At 69.0% G+C, this 23,898-nt stretch carries 23 protein-coding genes; 12 read left to right on the forward strand and 11 right to left on the reverse strand.

Annotated features, from left to right (window positions below; all coding sequences use genetic code 11):
* Positions 1 to 83: 83 nt before the first annotated feature.
* From ACGFNU_RS03140 to pknB, 7 genes are all read left to right on the forward strand, one after another.
* Entirely contained in the window at positions 84 to 836 is a 753-nt protein-coding gene (locus ACGFNU_RS03140) for an FhaA domain-containing protein (RefSeq protein ID WP_392589670.1), read from the forward strand.
* 11 nt (positions 837 to 847) lie between these two features.
* Positions 848 to 1,333 (forward strand): FHA domain-containing protein, encoded by a 486-nt coding sequence (locus ACGFNU_RS03145; protein WP_392589672.1) that lies wholly within the window; start codon positions 848 to 850, stop codon positions 1,331 to 1,333.
* On the forward strand, positions 1,330 to 2,928 hold the full coding sequence (locus tag ACGFNU_RS03150; RefSeq protein ID WP_392589674.1) for a Stp1/IreP family PP2C-type Ser/Thr phosphatase: 1,599 nt from the start codon (positions 1,330 to 1,332) through the stop codon (positions 2,926 to 2,928). Before ACGFNU_RS03145 ends, ACGFNU_RS03150 begins: the two co-directional genes overlap by 4 nt.
* Complete coding sequence (locus ACGFNU_RS03155; RefSeq protein WP_392589676.1) at positions 2,925 to 4,577, forward strand: FtsW/RodA/SpoVE family cell cycle protein; 1,653 nt, start codon at positions 2,925 to 2,927, stop codon at positions 4,575 to 4,577. Before ACGFNU_RS03150 ends, ACGFNU_RS03155 begins: the two co-directional genes overlap by 4 nt.
* A gap of 54 nt (positions 4,578 to 4,631) precedes the next feature.
* Complete coding sequence (locus ACGFNU_RS03160) at positions 4,632 to 6,092, forward strand: penicillin-binding transpeptidase domain-containing protein (RefSeq protein ID WP_392589678.1); 1,461 nt, start codon at positions 4,632 to 4,634, stop codon at positions 6,090 to 6,092.
* A 274-nt stretch (positions 6,093 to 6,366) separates the two neighbouring features.
* A complete protein-coding gene (locus tag ACGFNU_RS03165) occupies positions 6,367 to 7,692 on the forward strand; it encodes a serine/threonine-protein kinase (protein WP_392589680.1) in 1,326 nt (441 codons plus the stop codon).
* Positions 7,693 to 7,714: 22 nt separating this feature from the next.
* Positions 7,715 to 9,538: a Stk1 family PASTA domain-containing Ser/Thr kinase gene (gene pknB, locus ACGFNU_RS03170; RefSeq protein ID WP_392589682.1), complete on the forward strand. Its 1,824-nt coding sequence runs from the start codon at positions 7,715 to 7,717 to the stop codon at positions 9,536 to 9,538.
* A gap of 439 nt (positions 9,539 to 9,977) precedes the next feature.
* On the opposite strand, the gene ACGFNU_RS03175 is transcribed toward pknB, so the two are convergent.
* The 4 genes from ACGFNU_RS03175 to ACGFNU_RS03190 are packed head-to-tail and all read right to left on the reverse strand — an operon-like array spanning position 9,978 to position 11,871.
* Entirely contained in the window at positions 9,978 to 10,553 is a 576-nt protein-coding gene (locus tag ACGFNU_RS03175; RefSeq protein WP_392589684.1) for an anthranilate synthase component II, read from the reverse strand.
* Positions 10,554 to 10,565: 12 nt separating this feature from the next.
* The gene (locus tag ACGFNU_RS03180; RefSeq protein ID WP_392589686.1) at positions 10,566 to 10,751 is read right to left on the reverse strand and encodes a hypothetical protein; all 186 of its coding nucleotides are present in this window, start codon (positions 10,749 to 10,751) and stop codon (positions 10,566 to 10,568) included.
* Between the two features lie 7 nt (positions 10,752 to 10,758).
* Complete coding sequence (locus tag ACGFNU_RS03185) at positions 10,759 to 11,379, reverse strand: class E sortase (protein ID WP_392589688.1); 621 nt, start codon at positions 11,377 to 11,379, stop codon at positions 10,759 to 10,761.
* 39 nt (positions 11,380 to 11,418) lie between these two features.
* A complete protein-coding gene (locus tag ACGFNU_RS03190; RefSeq protein WP_392589690.1) occupies positions 11,419 to 11,871 on the reverse strand; it encodes a DUF881 domain-containing protein in 453 nt (150 codons plus the stop codon).
* A gap of 217 nt (positions 11,872 to 12,088) precedes the next feature.
* Here ACGFNU_RS03190 and ACGFNU_RS03195 point away from each other — a divergent pair, with 217 nt between their 5' ends.
* Positions 12,089 to 12,346 carry a cell division protein CrgA gene (locus ACGFNU_RS03195; protein WP_392589692.1) on the forward strand — a complete coding sequence of 86 codons (258 nt, stop codon included), beginning with the start codon at positions 12,089 to 12,091 and terminating at the stop codon, positions 12,344 to 12,346.
* A gap of 466 nt (positions 12,347 to 12,812) precedes the next feature.
* Here ACGFNU_RS03195 and ACGFNU_RS03200 read toward each other — a convergent pair whose 3' ends face one another.
* Positions 12,813 to 13,724: a rhomboid family intramembrane serine protease gene (locus ACGFNU_RS03200; RefSeq protein WP_392589694.1), complete on the reverse strand. Its 912-nt coding sequence runs from the start codon at positions 13,722 to 13,724 to the stop codon at positions 12,813 to 12,815.
* A 40-nt stretch (positions 13,725 to 13,764) separates the two neighbouring features.
* Positions 13,765 to 14,301 carry a peptidylprolyl isomerase gene (locus tag ACGFNU_RS03205; RefSeq protein WP_392589695.1) on the reverse strand — a complete coding sequence of 179 codons (537 nt, stop codon included), beginning with the start codon at positions 14,299 to 14,301 and terminating at the stop codon, positions 13,765 to 13,767.
* 158 nt (positions 14,302 to 14,459) lie between these two features.
* Here ACGFNU_RS03205 and ACGFNU_RS03210 point away from each other — a divergent pair, with 158 nt between their 5' ends.
* Positions 14,460 to 14,930 carry a hypothetical protein gene (locus ACGFNU_RS03210; protein ID WP_392589696.1) on the forward strand — a complete coding sequence of 157 codons (471 nt, stop codon included), beginning with the start codon at positions 14,460 to 14,462 and terminating at the stop codon, positions 14,928 to 14,930.
* A 292-nt stretch (positions 14,931 to 15,222) separates the two neighbouring features.
* Positions 15,223 to 15,987 carry an acyltransferase gene (locus ACGFNU_RS03215; protein ID WP_392589698.1) on the forward strand — a complete coding sequence of 255 codons (765 nt, stop codon included), beginning with the start codon at positions 15,223 to 15,225 and terminating at the stop codon, positions 15,985 to 15,987.
* Positions 15,988 to 16,141: 154 nt separating this feature from the next.
* Here the strand turns inward: ACGFNU_RS03215 and ACGFNU_RS03220 are convergent, their stop codons facing one another.
* Entirely contained in the window at positions 16,142 to 17,788 is a 1,647-nt protein-coding gene (locus ACGFNU_RS03220; RefSeq protein ID WP_392589700.1) for a DEAD/DEAH box helicase, read from the reverse strand.
* Between the two features lie 190 nt (positions 17,789 to 17,978).
* Between ACGFNU_RS03220 and ACGFNU_RS03225 the strand changes: the two genes are divergently transcribed.
* Complete coding sequence (locus tag ACGFNU_RS03225) at positions 17,979 to 19,259, forward strand: AraC family transcriptional regulator ligand-binding domain-containing protein (RefSeq protein ID WP_392589702.1); 1,281 nt, start codon at positions 17,979 to 17,981, stop codon at positions 19,257 to 19,259.
* Positions 19,260 to 19,501: 242 nt separating this feature from the next.
* Here the strand turns inward: ACGFNU_RS03225 and ACGFNU_RS03230 are convergent, their stop codons facing one another.
* Positions 19,502 to 19,981: a rhodanese-like domain-containing protein gene (locus tag ACGFNU_RS03230; RefSeq protein WP_392589704.1), complete on the reverse strand. Its 480-nt coding sequence runs from the start codon at positions 19,979 to 19,981 to the stop codon at positions 19,502 to 19,504.
* Between the two features lie 109 nt (positions 19,982 to 20,090).
* On the opposite strand from ACGFNU_RS03230, the gene ACGFNU_RS03235 reads away from it, so the two are divergent.
* The gene (locus tag ACGFNU_RS03235) at positions 20,091 to 21,071 is read left to right on the forward strand and encodes a helix-turn-helix domain-containing protein (protein ID WP_392589706.1); all 981 of its coding nucleotides are present in this window, start codon (positions 20,091 to 20,093) and stop codon (positions 21,069 to 21,071) included.
* A 124-nt stretch (positions 21,072 to 21,195) separates the two neighbouring features.
* Here ACGFNU_RS03235 and ACGFNU_RS03240 read toward each other — a convergent pair whose 3' ends face one another.
* From ACGFNU_RS03240 to ACGFNU_RS03250, 3 genes are all read right to left on the reverse strand, one after another.
* The gene (locus ACGFNU_RS03240; protein WP_392589708.1) at positions 21,196 to 21,855 is read right to left on the reverse strand and encodes a hypothetical protein; all 660 of its coding nucleotides are present in this window, start codon (positions 21,853 to 21,855) and stop codon (positions 21,196 to 21,198) included.
* 153 nt (positions 21,856 to 22,008) lie between these two features.
* Positions 22,009 to 22,662: a response regulator gene (locus tag ACGFNU_RS03245; RefSeq protein WP_392589710.1), complete on the reverse strand. Its 654-nt coding sequence runs from the start codon at positions 22,660 to 22,662 to the stop codon at positions 22,009 to 22,011.
* On the reverse strand, positions 22,659 to 23,864 hold the full coding sequence (locus ACGFNU_RS03250) for a sensor histidine kinase (protein ID WP_392589712.1): 1,206 nt from the start codon (positions 23,862 to 23,864) through the stop codon (positions 22,659 to 22,661). Before ACGFNU_RS03250 ends, ACGFNU_RS03245 begins: the two co-directional genes overlap by 4 nt.
* Between the last annotated feature and the right edge of the window lie 34 nt (positions 23,865 to 23,898).

Consider the following 23,898-nt stretch of genomic DNA (forward strand, 5'->3'; position numbering starts at 1 on the left):
CCGAGCAGTGGTTAGGTATCCAGATACTTCGAGCGAACCTTCGCACCGATACGATCGTCTACCAGTGGGGAAGGGAGGTGCCCGTGGGCGTCATTCAGCGCTTCGAGCGAAGGCTCGAGGGCATGGTCGAAGGAGCCTTCGCCCGGGCCTTCAAGTCTGAGCTGCAGCCGGTCGAAGTGGCCAGTGCTGTTCAGCGCGAGATGGACGATCGCGCCGCGATCGTGGCTCAGGGCCGGACGCTGGTGCCGAACGACTTCGTCGTCGAGATTTCGGAGCAGGACGGCCAGCGGCTGCAGGTGTACGCCGACAGCCTGAGCCAGGAGCTGGCCAATCTGGCCCGGGAGTACGCGAAGGAGCAGGGGTACTCCTTCGTGGGGCCGGTGCGCGTCCGGTTCGAGAACGCGGGCGATCTGGCCACGGGCATGTTCCGGATCAGGTCGGGCGTCATCCGCGGCACGACGGTGGAGGGCGGCGAGATCCGCCAGCCGCCGACGGACGTGCCACGAGGCCCTGCCGGGGCGTTCGGCGGCCATCCGCGGCTGCTGGTCACCACGGCCGTGGAGGGCACGCCCGCCACGCAACGCACATATGAGATCAATACTCCGGTGACCTTGCTGGGTCGCGGCACCGACTGCGACCTGCGACTCGTCGACCCGGGCGTCTCCCGGCACCATGCCGAGATACGCGTAGAAGGTCCCGAAATCGTTCTCGTGGATCTAGGGTCGACCAACGGCTCCTTCGTGAACGGGCAACCGATCCGGCGAGTGACGCTCGTCGACGGGTCCCGCGTCACGATGGGCCGAACGACCCTTGTGTTCCGCCGCGACAGGGAGTAACCCCGACTCCGATGACCCCATTCACCCTCACGCTGATCAAGCTGGCGTTCCTCGCGGTGCTCTGGCTCTTCGTCATCGCGGCCGTCGGTGTGATCCGGGCCGACCTGTTCGGCTCGAAGGCGGCGACGCGAGCCGCCACGTCCCGGGCCGCCAAGGCGCCGAAGCAGCCCAAGCCGCCGCGGGCACAGCAACAGCAGCAGCGCAGTGCCCCGACGAAACTGGTCGTCGTCCAAGGCGAACGGGCCGGAACCGTCATAGATCTCACGGGCGTGCCCATCACCATCGGTCGGGCGAATGACGCCACGCTCGTGGTGACCGACGACTACGCTTCGACCCGGCATGCCCGAATTTACGCGCAGGACGGTCAGTGGATCGTGGAAGATCTCGGGTCGACCAATGGCACCTATCTCGGCCGCACGAAGGTGAGCCGGCCGATGCCGGTGCCCCCGGGCGTGCCGGTCCGTATCGGCAAGACCGTGATCGAGCTGCGCAAATGACTCTGGGAATCCGCTACGCCGCGCGCTCCGACGTCGGCATGCTGCGCGAGGGCAACGAGGACTCGGCCTACGCGGGCTCGCACCTGCTCGCGGTGGCCGACGGCATGGGCGGGCACGTCGGCGGCGAGATCGCCAGTGCCGCCGCCATCGAGGCGCTGCGCAAGCTCGACAAGGAGCTGCCCGCCACCGAGTTGCTGGCCGCGCTCGAGCACACGGTCAAGTCGGCCAACGACAACCTGCATCGCATCGTGGAGTCCGACCCCGCCCTGCAGGGCATGGGCACCACGCTGACGGCGATGTTGTGGGCGGGCAACCAGGTCGCGCTGGTGCACATCGGTGACTCGCGCGCCTACCTGCTGCGCGACGGCAGCCTGTTCCAGATCACGCACGACCACACCCTGGTCCAGTCCCTGGTGGACGAGGGCCGGATCAGCCCGGACGAGGCGGCGTCGCACCCGCAGCGGTCGCTGTTGCTGCGCGCGCTCGACGGCCGGGGCGAGGTCGATCCCGATCTTTCGCTGCGCGAGGCCAAGGTCGGCGACCGCTACCTGCTGTGCTCCGACGGCCTGTCCAGCGTCGTGACGGCCGAGACGATCTTCCAGGTGCTCACCGATGTGGACGACGCCGACCAGGCCGTCCGCAACCTGATCGACCTGGCCAACCGCGGTGGCGGCCCCGACAACATCACGTGCGTGGTCGCCGACGTCGTCGATCTGGGCCAGCAGCCACCGGTCGGTCCCGGGCAGGCCGTGGGCGCGGCGGCCAATTCCGCGCCCGCGTCGGACCTGCCCGGCGGCGGCCAGGGCGGTGCGGCTCCCACGGCGGTCGACACGCCCGCCGGACGCGCCGCGCAGCTGCGCGACACCATGCCCCAGCCGCCGGTCGCGGTCGACGAGAGGCCGCCGCCGCCCGCGTCCGGCCCGATGAACGAGCCCATGGGCGCGGCGCCGCCCGGCGCGATGCAGCAGCAGCCGATGTCGCGGCGCGATGCCCGCCGGGCCTCCGGGGGCGGCGCGCGCCGCTGGACGTGGCTGATCGTGGCCGCGGGCGTGGTCGTGATCGCGCTCGTCGCGATCAGTATCGTGACCTTGAGGTACCTCCAGGGCGGCTACTACATCGGCGCCGAGAAGGGGCAGGTCGTGCTCTTCAAGGGCACCTCCCAGAAGGTCCCGGGCCTGCCCTTGTCCAAGAAGGCCGCCCAGAAGGACCAGCCCAACCCGCCGATCCTGCTCGCCGACCTGCCCGTCGACCGGGCCCAGGCCGTCAAGGACACCTACGAGGTCAAGGGCCCCGCCGCGATCAACGACCTCAAGGCGATCGTCTGCAAGTACTCCCTCCAGCAGGAGGGCGGCAAGGTCGTCATCATCAAGGGCCGTGACCAGAAGAGCTGCAAGGAGAGCAAGGTCAAGAGCAGCGAGCTGAAGATCGCTGATCTGCCGCAGGCCGACTCCGACGCCGTCGAGAAGGGCATGCTCTCGTTCATCGGGATGGCCGCCGCCGACAAGAAGCTGACCGAGCTCAACACCCTCAAGGACAGGTGTGCGGCCAAGGACCCGCAGGTGAAGGACTGCCCGCAGGACGGGGCCAAGCCATGAGCCGGCCTTCGATCGGGGAGCAGATCCGCGCCCAGCTTCCCTACACCAAGCGGAACGCGGCGTCCCTGGCGCTGCTGATCTTCGCCATGGTGCTGACGCTGTCCGCCTTCGCCGAGGTCGGCGTGGCGCGCGACGGCCAGCTCCCGATCGGGCTTCCCCTGTACGGCGGTGGCCTGGCGATCCTGGGCTTCGCGGCCTACTTCGTCCAGGCCAAGTTCGCCCCGTACGCCGACCCGTTGCTGCTGCCGCTGGCCGTGGGGTTGAACGGGATCGGCCTGGCGATGATCTACCGGCTCGACCTGGACACCAGCAAGACCAAGATCCAGGCGGTCGAGGCCGGCCAGAAGCTCGCCGAGGACGAGGCGTCCGCGCCCGGCCAGCTGATGTGGACGTTCGTCGGGATCGCCATGTTCGTGGTCGCGGTGCTGATCATGCGGGACACCAAGAACGGCGAGGGCCCGCTCGCGATCAGCCCCAAGACCATGCAGCGCTACACCTACATCGTCGGCCTCTCGGCCATGATCCTGCTGCTGCTGCCCATCGTCCCGGGCCTCGGCGGCTCGGTGAACGGCGCCCGGGTCTGGATCTTCATCGGCCCGTTCTCGGTGCAGCCCGGCGAGTTCGCCAAGCTGATGCTGGTCGTCTTCTTCGCCGGCTATCTCGTCAACAAGCGGCAGGCGATGTCGCTGATCGGCAAGAAGATCGGCCCGTTCAGCCTGCCCCGGGCCCGCGACCTGGGCCCGATCATGGTGATCTGGTTCTTCGCGCTGGGCGTGCTGTTCGTCCAGAAAGACCTCGGCACCGCGCTGCTGTACTTCGGCCTGTTCGTGTCGATGCTCTACATCGCCACCCAGCGGGTCTCCTGGGTCATGATCGGCGTCGGCCTGCTGGCCGTCGGCATCTTCATCGCCACGCTCCTGCCGTTCATGGGCCACGTCAACCAGCGCATCAGCATCTGGCAGGATCCCAAGCCCTACTTCGACGGCGGCTGCCTGATCCACGACAAGGTCACCCCCGTCAACCCCGACACCGACATCTACAAGCAGGTCAAGGCCGAACTGGAGGCCAAGGCCCTCGAGTACGAGCGGGCCGGCGAGAAGCAGAAGGCGAAGAACACCCGCCTCATCGGTCCTGGTTTCTACGCCTGCCAGACCAAGCTCGGCGGCGAGTACTCCGACAGTGCCCAGCTGATGAAGGGCCTGTTCGCGCTCGGTGAGGGCGGCGTGCTCGGCACCGGCCTCGGCCAGGGCGAACCCTGGCGTACCCCCCTGTCCTTCAGCGACTTCATCTTCGACTCACTCGGTGAGGAGCTCGGCCTGACGGGGCTGATGGTGTTGCTGCTGCTCTACGCGCTGATCGTGCAACGCGGTATGAAGACCGCCGTCGCCGCCCGCGACCCGTTCCTGAAACTTTTCGCGGGTGGAGTGTCGTTCGTACTGGCATTGCAGGTATTCGTCATCGTCGGCGGAGTCACGAAGCTCATTCCGCTCACCGGCCTGACGACTCCGTTCCTCTCCCAGGGTGGATCCTCACTGATGGCGAACTGGATCCTCATCGCGATCCTGGTCCGGATGAGCCATGACGCTCGCAAGCCGGCCCCGCAGGCGATCCAGGACGAGGGCATGACCCAGATCGTGAGCACGAGGTAGGGATCTCGCAATGAACGGCACGCCCCTCGAACGCAGGATGTGGAGCGATCACTCATGAACATGGACAAGCCGCTTCGCCGAGTGGCGATCTTCGGCATGTTGCTGTTCTTCGGGCTGATGGCACAGGTCAACTACGTCCAGGGCAGCCAGGCCGAGAAGCTCCGTACCGACCGCAACAACTCGCGCCAGTTCCTCAACCTCTTCAACGAGCCGCGCGGCACGATCATGGCCGGCCCGGAGATCCTGGTGACCTCGGTCGAGACCAAGAAGAACAACCCCAAGTGGGGCCGCGCCTACAAGGACGGCGAGATCTTCGCCCCGATCACCGGCTACTTCACCGGCGCGGCCGGGGCCGGCGGCCTGGAGCGGGCCTACAACCTGCTGCTGAGCGGCCAGGACAAGCGCCTGGTCAACCAGGAGTGGTTCGACACGTTCATCGGCAAGAAGGCCAAGGCCGCCAACCTCCAGACCACGATCGACCCGCAGGCCCAGCGCGTCGCCTACAACGCGCTCAAGGCCAGCACGAGCCGCGAGGGCGGCGCCGTGGTGATGGACATCAAGACCGGCGCGCTCAAGGTGCTGGCCTCGTTCCCGTCCTACGACCCGACGACGGTCGCCCCGCAGACGGGCGACGCCGGCGTCAAGCGGTTCGACCAGCTGAACAGGGACAAGGCCAAGCCCAATGTCGACAAGGCGATGAGCGAGGTCAACTTCCCCGGCTCGTCGTTCAAGTCGATGGTCGCCGCCAGCGCCCTGGAGAACGGGCTCAGCAAGGACAGCAGCGTCCCCGCCCCGTCGACGTTCCTGCTGCCGGGCACCAACACCTCGCTGCCCAACAGCCACGAGGGCGGCGCCTGCGGCGGCGCCGGCCAGGCTCCGCTGATCCTGACGTTCGCCGAGTCCTGCAACACCACCTACGGCATCCTGGGTTCGCAGCAACTCGGCAAGGACAAGGTCACCGCCACGGCGAAGAAGTTCGGGTATGACCAGCGCATCGAGGTGGAGCCGAACATGACGTCCGCCAAGAGCACCTTCACCGCCCCCGACGCCGACGGCGCCCAGACGGCGCTGGCGTCCATCGGGCAGGGGAGCAACTCGGCGACCCCGCTGCACATGGCGATGATCGGCGCGGCGGCCGCCAACAACGGCAAGATCATGAAGCCGTACCTGGTGGAGAAGGTCGTGTCCGGCGACAACCAGAACGTCATCCAGGAGGCCGACCCGAAGGAGTTCGGCCAGGCCATGTCCGCCGGCAACGCCGACCAGCTGGCCGACATGATGCGCGAGGTCGTCCGCTCCGGCACCGGCAAGTCGCTGGCCCAGTTCAACATCGCCGGCAAGACCGGCACCGCCGACATCGACGGCGTCGAGTTCAACAACCGCTGGTTCGTGGGGTTCGCGCCGATCGAGAACCCGCGCTACGCCTTCGCCGTCTACACCGTGGGCGACGGCTCCGGTGGCGAGTTCGCCGGGCCGGTCGCCGGCAAGATCATGCAGGCGGTGCGCAAGGATTGAGCGGCCCCGCCACCCCGCCCACCGGTGCGTCCCACGGGGCCGCGCCGGTGCCGTATGCCACGGCCCGGTCAAGTCGACCAACAAGCCCGCCCGCACCAAGCCAGACCACACAACCGATGCAGCCCTCCGCAGCAGTACGGACGGCGCAGGGTTCTGGCAAGGCGCCCGCGGTGCGGAGTACGCGGGCGATGCGGGGTACAGGCGCCGTGCGCGGTACGCGGGCGATGCGAGGCGTGCGGGTTGCGGGGGGCGTTTGGGCGTTGGGAGGGGTCGCATGAGTGGCGATCTTCTGCTCAGCGACCGTTATCGGCTGCTCGAACTGCTGGCCACCGGCGGTATGGGCGAAGTGTGGCGGGCCCTGGACGAGGCGCTGGCACGCGAGGTGGCGGTCAAGCTGCTGCGCGAAGAACTCATCTCCGACGTCCGCGCGTGCGGCCGGTTCGGCGCGGAGGCGCGCTTCGCGGCGGGGCTCCAGCACGGCGGCATCGCACAGGTGTACGACTACGGCGAGCAGGACGGCCGGGCCTACCTCGTGATGGAGCTGGTGCCCGGCGAGCCCCTGTCGGCCATCCTCGACCGCACCGGCGCGCTGACCCCCGAGGCCACCCTCGACCTGGTCGCCCAGTCCGCCCGCGCGCTCGCCGTCGCGCATGATCACGACATCGTGCACCGCGACGTCAAGCCCGCCAACCTGATGATCACCGCGGACGGCACCGTCAAGATCACCGACTTCGGGATCGCCCGGGCGCTGCGGGCCGCCAGCTCGCAGACCCAGACCGGCATGGTCATGGGCACCGCCCACTACATCTCGCCCGAGCAGGCGTCCGGCCAGGAGATCACCCCGGCCTCGGACCTCTACTCGCTCGGCGTCGTGGCGTACGAGTGCCTGACCGGCAACGCCCCGTTCGACGCCGACACCCCCGTGATGATCGCGCTCAAGCACGTCCGCGAGGCGCCGCCGGAGCTCCCCGGGGACGTCCCGGCCGCCGTCCGGGCGCTGATCTTCGAGCTGCTCGCCAAGACCCCGGCCGAACGCCCCGCGGGCGCGGGCGACGTGGCGCGCCGGGCCACGAAGATCCGTCAGGCCCTGCTGCTCGGCGAAGACCCGGCCGCGCTGCTCGGCGAAGGCCCTGCCATACCGGAGTTTGACGGCGGCGTAAGGCCGGATAACCTCACGGAGGGGTCTGGGCAACGACGCTCGGCGCTGATGTACACCTCGGTGGCCGCCGGCGTCGTCCTGCTCGGCGCCATCGTGCTCGGCTCGCTGTGGCGCGGATTCAGCTCGGCCGACCTCGTGGAGAACCGGAGCCCCCTGCCGACCGTTCAACCGGACGGCGACCCCGCGTTCCAGTCCACGCCGGTCGCACCCGCCGTACGCCCACGCTCAACGAACGGGCGGCGGCCGCCGAACGTTCCCGGCCCCCGGTCAACGATCAAGCCGTCTCAGACGTCCCAGAAGAAGCCCGCCAGGAAACCGACCAGAAGATCTCCCATCACCCCAACACCCACACCGACGGGGAGCACCACGACTCCGTCAACTCCGAGCCCGGTTCCCTCACCCACCGACAGCGGGGAGCTAGGTTCGGAGGACAAGGTGTAGACGTACGAGGGAAAGTGCACATATGAGTCAACCTCGGCTGCTCGGCGGCCGCTACGAGCTCGATGGCGTCATCGGGCGCGGCGGCATGGCCGAGGTCTACCGTGCTCGAGACCTGCGCCTCGATCGTGTGGTCGCCATCAAGACCCTGCGGTCCGACCTGGCCCGCGACCCCACGTTCCAGGCCCGGTTCCGCCGCGAGGCCCAGTCGGCCGCGTCGCTGAACCACCCGTCGGTCATCGCCGTGTACGACACCGGCGAGGACATGATCGGCGACACCTCGATCCCGTACATCGTCATGGAGTACGTCGACGGCAGCACGCTGCGCGACCTCCTCCGCGAGAACCGCGCGCTCATGCCCGAGAAGGCACTGGAGATCGTCGACGGCATCCTGCGCGCCCTCGACTACAGCCACCGCGGCCAGATCGTGCACCGCGACATCAAACCGGCCAACGTGATGCTCACCCGCAATCACGAGGTCAAGGTCATGGACTTCGGCATCGCCCGGGCCATGCACGACGCGGCGTCCACGATGACCCAGACGGCCCAGGTGATCGGCACCGCCCAGTACCTCTCGCCCGAGCAGGCCCGCGGCGAACGCGTCGACGCCCGGAGCGACATCTACTCGACGGGCTGCGTGCTCTACGAGCTCCTCACCGGCAAGCCGCCGTTCACCGGCGACTCCCCGGTGGCGATCGCCTACCAGCACGTCCGCGAGGAGCCGATCCCGCCGTCCCAGGTCGACCCCGAGATCCCCCAGTGGGCCGACGCCATCGTCCTGAAGGCGATGGCCAAGGACGCCGACCACCGTTACCAGGACGCCACGGAGTTCCGCCAGGAGATCCAGCGCGCCCTCCACGGCCAGCCCGTCGCGTCCACCGCTGCCTCGACCATGCTCATGGGCGCGCAGCAGCAGCACCCGCAGGGCACCCAGGTCATGGGTGCCATGGGGGGCCCGCGCACCCAGATGCAGCGTCCGGTCGGCACCGGCTACGACCTGCCGCCCGTCCACTACGACGACCAGGACCTCGACCAGCGTGGCGGCGGCGGCAAGAAGGCCGCCATCTGGATCGCCGTGGCCGTCCTCTTCATCGGCGGCGCCGCTCTCGTCGGCCTCCTGCTGTCCGATGGCGGCGGCGGGGGTGGCGGGGGCGAGAAGACCAAGAACATCGCCGTTCCCGCCAGCATCGTCGGCCAGACGCAGAACGCCGCGACCAAGGCGATCGAGAGCGCCGGGCTGACCGTCGGCGAGGTCAAGCAGCAGTACAGCAGCTCGGTCGACGAAGGCATGGTCATCAGCTCCGACCCCGAGTCGGGCAAGGAGGTTCCGGCCAAGACCCCGGTCAACCTCGTCGTCTCCAAGGGCAAGAAGCCGGCCACGACCGTCGAGGTCCCGAAGGTGGCGGGCATGTCCGTCACCGAAGCACAGCAGCAGCTCGCGTCCAAGGGCTTCCGCGTCGTGACCAAGTCGGAGGCCTCCAACAGCGTCGAGCAGGGGAACGTCACCCGGACCGACCCGTCCGCCGGCGAGCAGGTCAAGAAGGGCTCGATCATCCGGATGTACGTGTCGTCCGGCGCCGAGAACGTCGAGGTCCCGGACCTGTCCAACCGGAGCGCCAAGGCGGCCTGCGGCCAGCTCAAGCAGCTGAACCTGAGGTGCAATATCGACATCGTGGCCCCGCCGCTGGGCACCACCGTCACGCCCGGGTTCGTCTACCAGCAGAGCGCGCCGGCCGGTTCGACCCTCGCCCAGGGTGAGACGGTGACCATCGTCGTCGCTCCCAAGCAGCAGCCGGGCCCCGGGACCGGCTCGCCGACCCCGTCCGGCGACGACGAAGGCGGCGGCTGACAGCCCGCCACGCACTGAACGCCCGGCTCCTCTGCTGAGGAGCCGGGCGTTTGTCTTTGCGGCCGCCACACGCGGTTTGGTGTGACGCCGAACGCGGTGGTCGGACGCCGAGGACATCTGGCGGCCGCCAAGCGCATCTTGGTGGCCGCTAGGCGCGTCTTGGCGGACGCTGAGCGCAGGGCAGCCGACTCCAGGCTCCTGAGGGACGCCGAGAGCAGCAAGGAACTGAGGTCCGGCAACATCCAAGGGTGCGAGGCTGTCCGGGCGGTTCCGGTGGGTGCAGGCGCCGGGGGGATGCCTGGGCATAGAGGAGGGCTTCCGCCACTCGGGGGCAATGGCGGAAGCCCTCATCATGTTCTTCGGATCAGGGGGAGCCGGTGTTACAGATTTCTCCCAAAAACTTCTCCCAGCGTGGTCGATCGGCTCGCGGGCGGGCCGTTCATACGCTAGATGCGCAGGTCGCGAGCCAGTTGCGGAGCAGGTCGTGGCCGTGGGCGGAGAGCACAGATTCCGGGTGAAACTGGACGCCCTCGATCGGCCGGGTGCGGTGCCGGAGGCCCATGATGACGCCGTCGGACGTACGAGCGGTGACATCGAGGTCCGCGGGGATCGTGGCGGGCTCCACGGCGAGCGAGTGGTAGCGCGTGGCTTCCAGGGGATCGGGGAGGCCCTGGAAGACGCCGCGGCCGTCATGGCGGATCTGGCTGGTGTAACCGTGCACGATCTCGGGGGCCCGGGAGACGACCGCTCCGTAGACGTGGGCGATCACTTGGTGGCCGAGACAGACGCCCAGGAGCGGTGTGCGGCGTTCGTGGGCGTGCCGAACGAGGTCCAGGCAGATCTCGGCGTCGGCGGGATGACCGGGCCCGGGGCTCACCAGAATGCCGTCCACGGAGGCGTCGGCGAGCGTCACGTCCGAGCGGTCCTTCACCGTGCAGTCGGCTCCCAGTTCGAGGAGGTACTGCACGATATTGAAGACGAAGCTGTCGTGGTTGTCGACGACGAGGAGACGCACGCCCTCAGTGTTTCAGCGGCGGTCGGTGGCGGGGGACGACGGGGTGTTGATGACGCCGCGGTCGAACTGGACCTTGGGTTCGAGCCAGGGGAAGACCACGTACCAGAAGACGGCGGCCGCGGCGAGGACCAGGGCTGCGGCGAGGGCGGTCTTGGCCTGCCACTGACCGGGCAGGTGACGCCAGATCCAGGCGTACATGGCTCTCCTAGGCGCGGCGGGGCAGTTCGCCGGTCAGCTCACCGAAGATGATCAGTCGCTGCGCGGCGGAGTACTTGGGGTTGCAGGTGGTGAGGGTGATCAGCCGCTTGGTGGGCTTGTCCTTGGGCTTGAACGGGACGGGGGCGGTGACCTCGACGGCGCCGGGGCTGACGATCCTCTTGCCGGTCACCTGGTAGACGTACTGCTTCTGCCGGGTATCGATGAGGATCTTGTCGCCGGGACGCAGCTCGCCCGCGCGGTTGAACGGGGCGGAGTAGGTCGTCCGGTGGCCGGAGACCACGAAGTTGCCGACCTCGCCAGGCAGGGCGCTCCCGGGGTAGTGGCCGGGTCCCTTGCGGAGGTCGGCCAGGTCGACGCCCTCGATGACCACGTAGCGATACTTCGCGCCGAAGCGGGGAATGCGGATCATGGCCAGGCCGGAGCCGAGCCGCACCTTCTCCGTGGTGACTTGGGGGGCCTGCCAGGTCTTCATGAGCTCTTTGCCGAGCCGGTCCTGCTGCTCGCGGGTGTACCGGCCGGTGCCCCAGAGCGAATAGGTGACGAAGAGAAGCAGGACCAGGCCGGCGGTGATGCACAGCTCGCCCAGGCTACGGATCAGAATCCGCACTGCGCGTCTCCTCCTAGGGCACCATCACGTGGTTCATCGTCACTGACTCGATCGGCGTCCTGGCCGAATAGCCGAGCCCGTGTTCGCGAACGTAGCGCTTGCACGTCGTTGTCTCCGGGGAGCCGTCGAGCGCGGCCCGCAGCCGTCGCGGATTCCCACTGCGGTGATCGTTGACGGCGGCGAGCAGACGACGCCCTGGAGGATCAGGGTATTGCCCACGCACCGCACCGCGCTGGTGGAGGTCACGCGTTGGTCCATAATTTGCATTCCGGCCGCGCCGCCGGGGCGTTCACGTCCACCTGGTGGACGACGAGGTCGGGGCCTGACCTCATGGCCATAATCGCGTTGCGACGCGTCGTCCAGGGACACGCGCCCACAGCAAGGCGAATCCAGACCGGCCCGCGAGGGCGTCGGCGCGGCCTTGAGACGGGCGTCCCGCCGGCCGGTCTGCCCGAAGATCGAGTTGAAGCCGCTGGTAGTCGGCGCGCTCATGGCGTGTCCGGCGCTGCTCGGCCGTGATCCGGGGCCGGCCCTCCTCGCGCGCTCGCGCCGGCCGCAACGAAGTTCCCGCCACAAGCGTGAAGCCTGGAATGATGCTTCCCCACGCTCGACGCCGTACGCTGCTCACCAGCGACTACGCTAACCGACAAAACACCCATGCGCGGACCGGCGCTCCGGCCGTCGCCCGCCCGAGGAGATCGATCCCACCGTGGCCAAGTCCAAAGTGCGCAAGAAGGCCGTCTACACGCCGCCGCAGAAGTCGAAGGCTCCCGAGGTCAGCCCCCGTTGGCTGGTCCCGACGATGATCACCCTCTGGCTGGTCGGACTGGCCTGGATCGCGGTGTTCTACGTGACGGCGAGCACGAACACCGAGGTGCCCGTCATGAGCGACCTGAGGAACTGGAACCTCGGGATCGGCTTCACCGCGATCATCATGGGCGTGATCTTGTCGACCCGCTGGCGCTGATCGGCCGTCCCGGTACCCACATCCCGGCCACGTAATCCACCAGAGTTATCCACACCCTGGGGATTTCAGGGCCGATTTTCCACAGGTTTTCCACAGAGGCCAGCACACACTGTCACCGCGGCGCGCGAGCATGCCGTCGCGCTGGCCACTTTTGGACTCCGCACGCAGAGACTTTGGGCCTCTACGCGGAGATCGCGCGACAAGAAGAGCCCGGCGTCAGGACCCCCCTGACGCCGGGCTCTGCCGTCCTACCCAACCAGGCAACCCACCCGCCAACCAGCACCCCCTATCCACGCGCTGGCCTGCCGCCTTGGCCTGCCAGAGCGTCCCTGCTAGCGCCTGCCCTGGCCTGCTCGCGCTGGCCTGCCTGCTTTGGCCCGCCCACGCGCTGGCATGCCCGCACGCTGGCCTGCCTTGGGCAGGGCAGCGTGCGGGCTGCTCGCGGTTGGTTTTGCGTGTTCGTGCGTTATGCGGCGCCGGAGGTTAGTTGGGATGTTTTCACCGCGACCAGCACGATGAGCGCCGCCAGGACGATCGCGGGAGCGGCCACGTTGACGATCGTGCGCCGCGCCGCGGGTGCGTACGCGTAGGCCACGGCCATCACCGCTCCGGTGACCATGCCGCCGATGTGGGCCTCCCAGGAGATCGCGGAACTCGCGGAGAACGTGATCACCAGGTTGAGGACCAGCAGGAACACGATCGGCCTGACGTCGCCGCCCATCCTGCGGCCGATCACGAAGAACGCGGCGAACAGGCCGAAGATGGCGCCGGAGGCCCCGACGCCGACCTGTCCGGGGTCGACGAGGTAGGTCAGCACCGACCCGCCGAAGCCCGCGACCATGTAGAGCGTGAAGAACCGCAGGCGCCCCAGCTCCCGTTCCAGCGCCGGCCCGAGGGCCCACAGCGCCCACATGTTGAACAGGATGTGGGTGAGCGCGAACCCACCCGCGCTCAGCGGCTGGTGCAGGAACATCGCGGTGATCATCCGGTACCACTCGCCGCCGGCGACGCCCAGCCCGGGGATCAGCTGGCCGAACCGGTCCTGGCCGCCGAACATCGCGAACTCGTCGACCACCCGCGTCGAGACCAGCTCGGCCACGTAGGCGAGCACGCACAGGCCGATCAGCGAGTAGGTCACCACGGGCGTGGCGTCCGCCGCGCTCCTGGCGCCGAGGCGCGTCCGGGCCTGCCGCACGCCCTTGTTGCCCTCGGCCACGCATTCGACGCACTGATGCCCGACCGCGGCGTCCCGCATGCACTCCGGGCAGATGTAGCGGTCGCACCGGGTGCATCGGACGTACGTCTCACGCCCGGGGTGCCGGTAGCAGGTCGGCACCGGGGTGTCCGCCCCGGACGATGGGGTGGGATCTGTGCTCATCGAGGCTCCGTAGGGCCGGCGCAGGGGGTCTCTCTAGGTACTACGACTGGCGGCGGTCGATCGTCACCGACTCGATGACGACATCGGTCACCGGCTTGTCCTGGCGGCCGGTCGGCACGTTGCTGATCGCGTCGACGACGTCGGTGCCCTCGATGACCTTGCCGAAGATCGTGTGACGGTGGGTCAGGTGCTGGACCTGGCCGATCTGGTCGGTGGTGATGAAGAACTGCGAGCCGTTGGTGCCGGGCCCGGCGTTGGCCATGGCCAGCAGGTACGGCTTGTTGAACTTCAGGTCCGGGTGGAACTCGTCCTTGAACTCGTAGCCCGGGCCGCCGGTGCCCCGGCCCAGCGGGTCACCGCCCTGGATCATGAAGCCCGGGATGACCCGGTGGAAGATCGTGCCGTTGTAGAGCGACGTGCCGCTCTTCTGCTCGCCGGTCTCGGGGTGCCGCCAGTCGCGGGTGCCCTCGGCGAGGCCGACGAAGCTGTCGACCGTGATGGGCGCCTGCTCCGGGTAGAGCTGGATGACGATCTTGCCAAGGGTGGTGTTGAGCGTCGCAAAGATTTCTTCAGCCACGGATGGCCGCCTCCTCGTGAGATGGGCATATCCCGTTTCGGACACGCACTTGTGACTACTATGCGCGACCTAATGATCCCGCGCGCATGGTTTACCTTCCGTGCTTGGGGAAGGCTGCATGACAGGACCTCGCAAACAGGGAGGTTAGCGTGTCCCTAATGATGAGTATCCGCCGGAAGCCGCAGGACGAAATGCTCTCGCGGTTCGAGCGTGTTCGGGAAGCATGTCGGCACGGCGCCGAGTCGTGGCGGCAGAACGCGACCGACGCGGCGGATCGTATCGCCCCGGCGGCGCATCGCACCCGTGATGTCGCCGCTGACCGCATCATGGATGCTCGCGGTTGGAGTGCTCCCCGGATCGAGACCGCCGCCCGGTATGTGGAAGGCGGGCTCGCCCCGCGGGTGGGCTCCTTCCTGTCCGGCGTGGCCGACAGGGTCGAACCGCCCAAGCCCAGCCATCGCGGACGCAACATCACCTTGGTGATGGTGACCGCCGTGGCCGCGGTGGGGGTGGCCGGAGCCGTCATGACCAGGCGGAACTCCATGCAGGCGCTGATGGAGGACGAGACCGGGCCGGAGCACGACACGCCGGCGAAGGCCGAGTCCAACAGCCACGCGCACACGTCGTAATTCCAACGACGAAGGAAGGCCCGGCCCTGACAGGCCGGGCCTTCCGCACGTCCAACTCCCCGGCGGTACATCCGGCTCTGTGTGGGCCGCAGGTTCACCTATGCCTGCACGAACTCCCCGCTCCGTCGCTGCCCGTCCCCCGCGAACCACACCTGGCGCTGTGGTGGGCGGCCAGCGTCCTGGAGAAGGAGGCAAAGCGGAGGGGGCTTTGCCAGGACGCGGCTACCAACCGGTACCTTGACATCCGCGCCGTTGCTGACGGCCCACGGCAGAGAAAGCAAAGGTACTCCGCATGCCTCCGAGAGCCAGCTCGATCCGGCAGCTACTGGCGGCCAAGGCCCGCCAGGGCGTGCACACGGCCGTGCATCGCGGCTGGTCGTGGGTGCAGCGGCAAGGGGAGATCACCCCGCACACTCCGGGCCGGCGGAAGTTCGCCTATCTGGGCGAGGGCGCGTGCATCGGCTTTCCGGTGGGAGCGATCTACGGTGAGCCCTGGATCTCGATCGGCGACCACACGCTGGTCGGCACGCATGTGACGATCTCCGCGGGCTTCGTGCCGGGACTGGACCTCGGCCCCGACGTGATCGTCAAGATCGGGGCGAGCTGCTCGCTCGGACGCGGCACCCACATCGTCGGGCACCAGTCGATCTCGATCGGCGACGATGTGTTCACCGGGCCGAACGTCTACATCACCGACCAGAACCACAGCTACGGCGATCTGGACACCCCGATCGGGCGGCAGTGGCCCGAGAACAATCCGGTGGAGATCGGCGACGGATGCTGGATCGGCACCGGAGCGATCATCCTGCCGGGGACGCGCCTGGGCAGGAACGTGGCCGTCGCGGGCGGCGCGGTGGTGCGCGGCGAATTCCCTGACCACTCGGTCATCGGCGGCGTGCCCGCCAAGGTCCTGCGAAGCCATGATCCGGAGCAGGGCTGGCAGCCACCGCTGCGCAAGAGCCCCTTGATCTCCCTGGACGAGCTGGCCGCCCTGTCGGTCGATGGCCTGGAGGGGCTCCAGATCCTCCAAGACAAGCTTCGCGAAGAAGCCGGATAGCTCCCGCCTGCGAAGAAGCCGGATGGCTTCACCCGCGAAGAGGCCGGATAGCTCCGCCCGCGAAGAGGCCTGATAGCTCCGGCAAAGACTCCGCCCGAGGGGATACGGGTGAGGCCCCGTCCAGGTGATCTGGACGGGGCCTCAGAGCCGTTCGTCAGTTGGTGCGCGCCGGGCGGCGGTCGCCGCCCTCGCGGCGCGGGCCGCCGCGGCGTCCGCCGTGCGATGTGGCGCCGCTTCCGCGACGCTCGCCACCGCCGTACGAACCGCGCTCACCGCCGTACGAGCCGCGGTCGCCGCCGTACGAGCCGCGGTCGCCGCCGTAGGAGCCGCGCTCACCACCGCCGTACGAGCCGCGCTCGCCCCGTGCGGGGCGGTCGCCGCCGTACGAGCCGCGGCGGTCGCCGCCGTAGGAGCCGGAGCCCTCACGGCGCTGGCCGCCGCCGCCCTCGCGGTCATACGGACGAGATCCGCCACGGCCGTTGAAGCCACGGCCACCGCGACGCCCGCCGCCCTGACGGCCGCGGCCACCCTCACGCTTGGGACGCTCGGGAATGATCGGGCCCTCGATCGGGATGCCGGACGGGATCCGCGCGCCCGTCACCTTGACCAGGTCGTCGCCACCGGAGACCACGCGCGTACGGGGGGCGTGGATGCCCGCCCGCTTGGTCATGGCCTGGGTGGAACGGACCTGGTGGGGCAGCACGAGCGTCACGACGGTGCCGCGCTCGCCGGCGCGGGCCGTACGGCCGGCGCGGTGCATGTAGTCCTTGTGGTCGGCCGGCGGGTCGACGTGCAGGACCAGGCTGATGTCGTCGACATGGATGCCGCGCGCGGCGACGTCGGTGGCGACGAGCACGTCGAACGAGCCCTCCATGAACTCGGCCAGCGTCCGCGTGCGCAGCCCCTGGCTCTTGCCGCCGTGCAGGCCCGCGGCCCGCACGCCCGCCTGGGCGAGCTGCTTGGCCAGCCGGTCCACGCCGTGCTTGGTACGGGCGAACATGATGGTCTTGCCCTCGCGGTTGGCGATCTCGGCGGTGATCGCGGCCTTCTCCTTGGGCGCCACCAGCAGGAGGTGGTGGTCCATGGTGTCGACCGACTCGTCGACCTGGCCGATGGCGTGCGTCACCGGGTCGTTCAGGTAACGCTTGACCAGGACGTCGACGTCCTTGTCGAGGGTGGCCGAGAACAGCATGCGCTGCCCACCGCGCTTGGCCTGGTCGAGGATGTCGGTGACGTCGGGCAGGAAGCCCATGTCGGCCATGTGGTCGGCCTCGTCCAGCACGACGATCTGGACGTCGCCGAGGTCGCACGCGCCCTGGCGCATGAGGTCCTTGAGGCGGCCGGGGGTCGCGACGAGCACCTCGACGCCGCGCCGCAGCGCGTCGATCTGCTTGAACATCGAGGTCTGGCCGATGACCGTCTTGAACCGGAGGCCGAGCGTGCGGCCCAGCGGCTCGAGGTTGGTCTGCACCTGCTGAGCGAGCTCGCGGGTGGGGACGAGGATCAGGCCGAGCGGGCGCTTGGGCGCGGCCTTCTGGCCGGCCAGCCGGGCCAGCATCGGGAGCCCGAAGGCCAGGGTCTTACCGGAGCCGGTCTTGCCACGACCGAGTACGTCACGGCCGGCCATCACGTCGGGGATGGCGGCGGCCTGGATGGGGAACGGTGCCTCGATGCCCTGGCGGGCCAGCCCGCTCACCAGAGCCTCGGGCAGACCGAGCTCGGCGAACGTGGGGACCGCGGGAGAGTCGTCAGCCGTGCGGCCGGACTCGGGCAGGGCATTACCAACAGGCAGGGTTGTCACGCATTACCTTCCGAGAGGGGGGCACGTCTCGGGAGGCACCACAGTCGGATCTGTGGCCTGCAAGGACGAGCCAGACGCTTGGGCGTCGTAAGAGTGATTTGTTCAGTCTAACGTTCCGGGGCGACCTCTTTATGCCCTGGTCCCGTTCGGGACCTCCTTCTCTAGCGTCCCAAGAGCTACTTTTATGCCCATGGCGCCATCCCGCACCATCGGGATCCACTTCGTGCACAGCGCTCTGCGGGGTGCGCGAGGCCGCGGCGTGGACGTGTGGCCGGTGCTCGTCCGCGCGGGAATCCCGCCCGCGCTGCTGGACGATTCGCGGGCCAGAGTGACCCGCGAGCAGTACGCGGAGCTGATCCGCGGGCTCTGGGACGTGCTGGACGACGAGTTCCTCGGACTGGGCGATTTCCCCTGCAGGCGGGGGACGTTCGCGATGATGTTCCTGCTGGTCATCAGCAGTCCGGACCTGGCGACGGCCCTCCGGCGCGCCGCCGACTTCTACGGGCTGTTCCCCAGCACTTTGCGGTTCCGCCTAGAGACGCCGAAGGCCTGCGCCGGACGTCGAGAAGTGAGCTCCGGCGGCGCCACCCTGGGATCCAGCCACCCCGCAGCCAAGCCAGCCGGACTGAGCCACAACCCGGCCAAGACAGCTGAGGCCGGCCGCGACGCCGATGAGATGGCTGAGCTGACTCACAACGCGGCGGAGGCAGTTGAGACGAGCCAGAAAACGACTGAAATCAGCCGCAACCCGGACGAGACAGCTGAGGTGAGCCTCGCCACAGCGGAGGCAGTTGGGCTGAGCCGGAGGGTGGCCGAGGCGCCTGAGGTGAGCCCCGTGGAGACTGCGGGGCCGGGCCACGCCGGGCCGGTGGGGACGAGTCCGGACGCCGCGCAGCCGAGAAAGGCAGGCCACCACACGCCCGAGACACCAGGAGCAGGCCGCAGCACAACCGCACCGGGTCGGGTCGCGGCCGAGGTCGAGACCAGCAGCCGGAAGGCAGCCGAGACGGCCGGGTCGAGCCCGGGAGTGGCGGAGACCTTTCGGCTGACGATCGATCTTGGCTCGCTGGCCGATCCTGATCATTTCGTCACGGAGTGCCTGGTGATGATCTGGCATCGCGTGGTCGGCTGGGCGATCGACCAGCGGGTGCTCCTCGTCCGGTTGGAGTTCGGTTACCCGCCGCCACCGCATGTGGCGGAGTACGGGCCGATCTTCGGGTGCCACATGTCGTACGGGCAAGCCCGGCAGCGCTCTCACCTTCTCCGGCGCGTCGAACCTCGACCTGCCGGTTCGCTGAGAAGGATGCCCTGTGACGAACCCGTCTCCGTCGATGTCGAGATCTTTCCCGCGTCGTGGTCGATCCAGCCCGGCCACAAGCTGAGGCTCGCCGTCCAGACCGGCGACTTCCCGCGCCTGTTCCCGCCGTTCCCGCAGCTGAAGGACAGCCTCGGCGGCGATATCAAGCTGTGACACGACCCGAGGAACCCGTCCTGGATCACGCTTCCGGCCCAGCCGTGACACGTCCAGCCGAGCGCTGTTCCTGGTCCGCGGCGAGTCGCCGGGTGGAGGCCCTTCGGTCGGCGACTCGCCGCGGTTTCAGCTCGCCCCGTTGGGAGCCGATCCCTTGACGATGCGGCCTGAAGCACCCGCGAACAATCCGGGGATCCACGTACCCGACGGCCTCGCATCTCGACGAGGCATGGGGGAAGCCCTCAGCAGGCGCAGGAAATGCCGGAGATCGGGGCGGTCAGGGGATCGGCGGCGCGGCGCGTCACCAGGCCGGCACCGGTCTTGACGGGGAAGCCCTCGCGCGCCCAGTACTCGAAACCGCCGATCATCTCCTTGACGGCGTAACCGAGCTTGGCGAACTCCAGGGCGGCCTTCTGCGCTCCGTTGCAGCCGGGACCCCAGCAGTAGACGACCACCGTCACGTTCCGGTCGATCAGGTCGGCCGCACGCTCGGCGATCTCCGCCGTGGGCAGGTGGATCGCACCGTCCACATGACCCTGGTTCCAGCTCTCGACGCTGCGCGAGTCGACCACCACGACGCCGGACGCACCGGCCGCCAGGTCGGCGGCGACATCGGACACGTCGGTCTCGAAGGCCAGGCGGGCCGCGAAGTGGGCCAGCGCCTCGACGTTGGCGGCGGCGGGGACCTTCGTGACGGCGGACGCGGCAGCGACTGCGGACATTGATGTGACTCCTTGACCTGGTGTTTCTCCCTGCGAACACCTCAATGGTGGCGTTCTGGCCGGTGCTCCGGATAGTGGCACAAATGCCTCTTACCGATAAGATTTCGCCATGCGGCTCGCTTCCCCCGCCAAGCGGCACACGGTCTCCGTGCTGGCCTTCGACGGCATGGCGCCGTTCGAACTCGGCTCCGTGGTCGAGGTGTTCGGCCTACCCCGGCCCGAGCTTAAAACCCCCTGGTACGACCTGCGGGTCTGCTCGCTCGAACGCGGGCCCATGCGCGCGGTTGGCGGCTTCACCATGACCACCGAGAACGACCTCGACGTCTTCGCCGCCGCGGACACCGTCATGGTCGTTGCCGTCCCGGATGTCCGCGGCGACGTGCACCCAGAGATCGTGGCCGCTCTGCGCGCCGCGCACGAACGAGGTGCCCGCGTCGTCTCAATCTGTTCAGGTGCCTTCGCCCTGGCGGCGGCAGGGCTGCTGGACGGGCGCGAGGCGACCACCCATTGGCAGTACGCGGCGCTCCTCCAACAGCGGTACCCAATGATTCACGTGAATCCAGACGTCCTGTACGTGGACGGCGACGATCTCCTCACCAGCGCCGGAAGTGCGGCGGGCCTTGACCTGTGCCTTCATCTCGTCCGCAAGGACCACGGCGCGCGGGTGGCCAACGCGGTCGCCCGCCGCCTGGTCACCCCGCCGCACCGGGACGGCGGCCAGGCGCAGTTCGTGGAGGCCGCCGTGACCGAACCCGCGGCGGACGACGCGGTGGCGCGCGCCATGGCATGGGCCCTCGGCCACCTCACCGAGGCCATCACGGTCGCCGACCTGGCCCGCCAAGCGCACCTCGCGCCCCGCACGTTCATCCGCCACTTCAACCGCCAGACCGGTACCAGCCCGCTGCGCTGGGTCATCACGCAGCGCGTCATGGCCAGCCTGCCCCTCCTCGAAGGCGGCGCGATGCCCATCGAGGAGATCGGCATGGCGGTCGGCTTCGAGAGCCCTGTCACCTTCCGCCACCACTTCACCCGCGCCATGAAAACCTCCCCCTCCGCCTACCGCCGCACCTTCCGCGCCACGGCCTCCTGACCCCAAGCCTCCGCCGCACCTTCCGCGCCACCACCTCCTAAGCCAAGCCTCTGCCTCCCTCGGCAGCTTGCGCAGCAGCGCGGGCTTGGCGTCGGCTGAGTGATGTGTGGTGGGTTGGAGATTCTCAGGCCGTGGTCGGCTGGGCCGGGGTGGGGCGTGGGGCTGCCACCGATGCGGGTGTGCGGGCGAGGTGGGCGAGTGCCAGCCAGATCAGCGTGGCGCCGGCCGAGAGCAGGTCCAGGTTGACGAAGATGGTGACGAAGCCGAGCACGACCAGCACGGGGCTGAGGGATCCGGCGAGGCTACGCGGGCCGACTACGGCGAGCTGAACGAGCAACGCGATCAGGCCGAGCATGAAGAACATCGGGCCGATCTCGTAGAACACCTGCGGGAGCACGGCGGGGACGTCGGCGTACTGGCCCCCGAGCCTGCTCTTCTCGGCTGGATCCGCTGCTTGGAGACCCACGACGATGTCGATGATCGCGACTCGGATGAACGCCGCCAGCCCAATGAGCGCGACCCCGGTGACGATGTTGGCGGTCAGCCTGCGGGCGGTGCCACCGGCGGGCACCCGCCGCCGGAGCCCCAGGACCACCGGGCCGTAGAGGACTAGCGCGCCCAGGAACAGCAGGTGCCCCACCGTCCAGGCCGTGCCCGGTCCGTGGTGGCCATCGCGGCCGTCGATCAGGCGGACCAACCCGTACGCGAACATGAGCGCGGGTGCGAGGTGGAAGGCGATCCGGGTGAATGTCCCCGAGGGGGAGTCATGGCTTGACGTCGTCATGTGAGTCGCTCCAGAGGGTTCGAGACCTGCGTGCTTACGTCCTCGATCCTCTGAGAACCGCCGCCCGATGTGATCACCGTCGCGGGCGGTCTTCGGCCATCGGTGACGCGGGGGAGCCGGCCGCCTCGGCTCCCCCGCGCGAGCGACATGGAGTCAGGCGGGTTCGATGAGGCGGGTCTCGTAGGCGGCGATGACGGCCTGGACCCGGTCGCGCAGCCCCAGTTTGGACAGCACGTTGCTGACGTGGGTCTTCACGGTGTGTTCGCTGACGACCATCGCGGCCGCGATCTCGGCGTTCGACAGGCCACGGCCCAGCATGCGGAGGGTCTCGCGCTCTCGCTCGGTCAGGACGGCCAGCCGGTCGGAGGGCGTGTTCCCGGAGCGCGGGCGGTTGCGGGTGATGTCCGAGATCAGCCGGCGCGTGACGGCCGGGGCGAGCAGCGACTCCCCCGCCGCCACGACGCGTACCGCGTGCACGAGGTCGTCACGGCGGACGTCCTTCAGCAGGAACCCGCTGGCGCCTGCGTAAAGCGCGTCGTAGACGTAGTCGTCCTGGTCGAACGTCGTCAGCATGATGGCGCGGGCACGGGTCTCGGCGCAGACGACCTTCGCCGCCTCGATGCCGTCCATGCCGGGCATCCGGATGTCGAGCAGGACGACGTCCGGAGCGTTCTCCCGGACGGCGGCGATCGCGGCGGCACCGTCGCCCGCCTCGGCGACCACCTCGATGTCGGGCTGCGCGTCGAGGATCATCGTGAAGCCGCTGCGGACGAGCTCCTGGTCGTCGGCCAGCACGACGCGGATCATGAGGCCACCGCCGACGGCTCGCTGGCGTAGGGGAGTCGCGCCGTGACCTGGAAGCCGCCGTCCGGCGCCGGGCCCGCCGCGGCCTGCCCGCCGCAGGCGACGGCGCGTTCGCGGATGCCGATCAGGCCGTCGCCGCCGCGCCGCCATCGGGCTGCCTCCTGTCGTCGCTCCGCAGTGGCGTCCTGGCCTCGGCCGTCGTCGGTCACCGTGATCTCCAACTCATCGTCCTTCCAGCGGAGCCGTACCGTGGCGGTAGATGCTCCGGCGTGCTTGACCGTGTTCGTGAGCGCCTCCTGCACGATCCGGTAGGCCGCCACGTCGGCGTCGGCGGGGAGGACGTGAGGACTGCCGTCGACCAGCAGGTCCACGTGGAGGTGCGTGCGTCTCCTCACCTGTTCCAGGAGGCCGGGGAGGGCGTGGACGGTCGGCTGCGGCGCGCGTATCCCGAAGTCTTGCTCCTCCTTGAGGACGCCGAGCATGCGCCGCAACTGCGTCATCGCGTCCCGGCCCGCGTCGGCGATCGCGTCGAAGGCCCGTTCGGCCTGATCGGGATCGGTGCGCACGACCACGGGACCGGCCTCCGCCTGAACGACCATGATGCTGACCGCGTGGGCGAGGACGTCATGCATGTCGCGGGCGATCCGTGCCCGTTCCTCTGCCGCCGCCCGGGCCGCGTCGGACTCCCGTTCTCGTTCCAGGCGTACGGAGCGTTCCATCAAAGCGTCCGAACGTTCGCGCGCGGTGCGTGCGAGCGTGCCCAGCAGGAAGGCCGAGACCGGCAGGAGCAGCGTGAACATGAACTCCCCCGCGTCGTTGTCCTTGACGAGGAGCGAGCCGGGCGGGGTCGTGATGACGAGCACACTGATGAACCCCCAGCGCTGCCAGCGCCTGCGTCCAAGGTCGGCGAGCGTGTAGATCGCCACCAGCCCGCCGTACTGCAGCATCTGCCCGGGCCGGTGGTAGAGCGAGACCAGCATGGCGAAGGCCGCGACGATCAACGCGACCGCGAACGGGGCTCGACGCCGCCAGACGAGCGGCACGATCGTGCCGAGGTTGAACACCACACCCAGCGGCGTCACCACGGGCGAGGTCGCGAACGGGACGGTCACCGGAACAGCGACCGCGGCCGCCACCATCACGTCGAGGAGATAACCATCGCCTTTGCGCAGGCGGGCGGCGAGCAGGCGGAACCGATCGGGCATCTGCCCAGTATCGAGGTAGAGCCCCTGGTCATGC

The organism is Spirillospora sp. NPDC048911 (genome assembly GCF_043198015.1).
Lineage (GTDB): Bacteria > Actinomycetota > Actinomycetes > Streptosporangiales > Streptosporangiaceae > Spirillospora.